This window comes from Deltaproteobacteria bacterium, from assembly GCA_029860075.1.
GTDB lineage: Bacteria > Desulfobacterota > JADFVX01 > JADFVX01 > JADFVX01 > JAOUBX01.
The window spans coordinates 1-2,930 of sequence record JAOUBX010000163.1 but is presented as its reverse complement, the minus strand read 5'-3'; the positions used below and the strand labels follow the sequence as shown (position 1 = coordinate 2,930).

The window sequence follows — 2,930 nt, the reverse complement described above, 5'->3', positions numbered from 1 at the left end:
TAAGTTCCACTACCTTACCTGTCAGAGGATGCCTTGCCGTCATGGGCGAAGCATAGAGGCAGTTGTCGGACACCTGGTAATCGAGAATAGCGTATTTACCGGCCGAGTTGGAAAAGGCCACCATATTACCGTTTCTCACCATGGCCGACCTGACAGGCTGATCGCCCGTATCATCAAATCCGGTCGGAGACTCGTACCGAGGCGTATATCCCGTAAGTCCGTCCTTGTCCCAGTAGGTGTAACCCCAGACAATGATTTCACCATTCATCGGTTCGGGCATGTAGAAGACAGAGAAGATGCCGCCCCCTAAAATACCGTCAAAGGGCGGGCTTGCTGTTGTTATCCGCCCGTCAACGACTTCCATCGAATCGATAATCTGGTAAAGATCTTCCGTCGTGCCGTCATCATGGGTCAGTTTATAAGGCTTTGTCAGGAAGGGAACAGCCCCAACAGGCATATCGGCAGGTACTGGGATGGAGAGTTCAACTTCACGCTTGAAGTTTACACCGCCGCTATCGATCTCGATGGCGGCAGCAAGGGCCGCACCCGTTGGATAAGCACCTCGGTGCGAGTCTCCGACGGGCAGTGAGGTCAAATTGGCAAGCGTCACTTTAACGACCGATGGATAGGGCAGCGCCCCTTCGGGAATGACAAGCTGCGAAGTGTCTATGAGGTGGTGAAATAGGACAGGGGCAATTCTTTAATGGATATCCCAGAACTCATTGGAACTCATAGTCACACTACGGTACATCAGCTGCTTCAAATTTTCCAGCACTAAAAATCACGATTTTACTTCTATCTGAGTTAGTGCCGATAATCTTATACTTTCCTTTAACAGTTTTTAATACTCTGTTATTATCAATATCAACAATTTTGATATCCCTAAGATTTGTATTCCACGGCATTTCCCAAAAAATTACTCTGTTGTCTTTTCCAAAAAAGAATGAATCCCAAGATAAAAATACTGGATTTTGAAACATGCTCGAAACCTGTTCTGCCAGTATTTTTTTCTTATTTTTTAAATCGTAGAAATCTATACGGATTCTCCCTTCATCATCAGGCAAATCATAAAATTCAGGTCTATAAAGAATTGAATACTTGCCATCAAATGAAAATTGTACACCATTTAATCCTTTTTGATTGATAGAACCTGTTTTATAGTTGTAAATATATGAACCATAATTAGTGCTAATGTTATAGTTTTTATCATACTTTTTCTCATAATTAATAATGAAAATATCATCTCCTGTAGGCCAAAAAATATCTTGAGCTTTCTCGGCAATCATTTTCTTTTCGTTCTTTTCTATATTGTATACCCAGACACCTGTCGAATTTATTAATCTAGAACGTTTCTTTCTTTCTCCCGTAATGTAGAGAATAATTCTGCTGTCTGGACTCCAAATATACTTCATTATTTTAGCTTTTAAATGAGCAATTTCCTTTTTTTCTTTCTTATCAATTATTAATAGTTCAGGTGTCTTTGAATAATAATTTCTTATAACTGCAAGTCGATTACTATCCGGCGACAGCTGCACTCTATCTAGCTGAGAATCCCTATAAAATACTACCTTATTATTATTATTTAAATTTACCTTATAAATAATACTTGAACATGCTGGTTCTTGTGCTATATCAGTAATACTTGATAAATTGCAACTTGTCATATAAATAGAATTTTCTGAATCACTCAGAATAATATCTGTAGGTTCAACGCCTGCTGTTACCGTTACACTAAAAAATATCGTAATTATACTCTGTAAAAGCAACGCAACACATACCTTTTTCATCATTTCCTCCAAAAGTATATTAATTAAAAGTTATAGTATGAGTCCCGTTAGCCTGTGCTTGTGGCTCATTATACGGATTTCTTGTTGACACCGAAATAGTTGCATCACCAGCAATAGAACGTTTAAGTTGGAAAATTACTTTGCCGTTACCATTAACAGGCAAGTTAGTGAAGCTTCCCTTAGCGCTACCTTGATAATAAATTGTACCTGCACTTGACGAGACATTTACTCTATATCCTTCAAAAAGGTTCATCCCGTATCTATCATTAATAGGCCCAGCTTCAATTGTTGAAACTTTAAAGCCCGTTGTTACTTCAACCTGAGGCTCTGTCGCAGTAACCTCAATTTCTCCAAAAGGTGGATTTGGATTTGGAAACGTAGCATGGAAATGGTCATAATGATCCTCTTGAATACGTATAATTTCAGTAGTATTTATTTCTGAATTTGATGCAACAAAAATACGAATTGCTCCCCCTACTTCAATAAACAAATTTATCAACTCCTCCGAAAGAGCCTGATCATAAAGTGCTTTGTTAGCAACATTAACTGGACCTTCCTGATTATCTTTTCTTACAAACCAAACATCTACATCAAGACCATTTTGATGAGAGTTATGACAGTCAATTCCACCACTTGCCGTAGGCCAACACATACGTCCCCCATTTTCAAGACTCAAATCATTCATCCCAAACCTTACTCCATTCAACTTAGGATTACCTGCACTATCTTTTCTACCATCATCAGTATACAAGTTATCTCTATCACCATTAGTAAACATATTAGACTTCAGCGGTTCAAGATCAGGATGACGCCGTTCCCATTCTTTCGCAACGGCCTCAATGCGCTGCAAAACTTCTGGAATAGCGAAGTTATCAGTATCATCGACATCCACACTATGCTGATAAAAGTACCCCTTATCATTATTTGCAACTCTAAGTCCACCAAATAATCTACCATCCCCATGGGTACCCTGCGAGTAGGCCATAAGTGTATTTACATTAGCAGGTATAGCACCAGCGTCCCCTTCAGGCAGGTAATCTTCATTAATTATTACTGGGTTCAAGTTATTTTCATCATTCTCCACCTCAATATAATTACTAATCCCATCACCGTCCCAGTCATCATTCTGATAGAGTTCCAAAT

At 39.2% G+C, this 2,930-nt stretch carries 3 protein-coding genes; all 3 read right to left on the bottom strand.

The window, feature by feature from the left end; translation table 11 throughout:
* On the bottom strand, window positions 1-610 hold a 610-nt coding region (locus OEV42_21525; protein MDH3976850.1), incomplete at its 3' end, for a hypothetical protein.
* Between the two features lie 130 nt (window positions 611-740).
* Entirely contained in the window at window positions 741-1,790 is a 1,050-nt protein-coding gene (locus OEV42_21520; GenBank protein MDH3976849.1) for a hypothetical protein, read from the bottom strand.
* A 16-nt stretch (window positions 1,791-1,806) separates the two neighbouring features.
* The coding region (locus tag OEV42_21515) for a penicillin-insensitive murein endopeptidase (protein ID MDH3976848.1) at window positions 1,807-2,930 on the bottom strand (1,124 nt) is incomplete at its 5' end.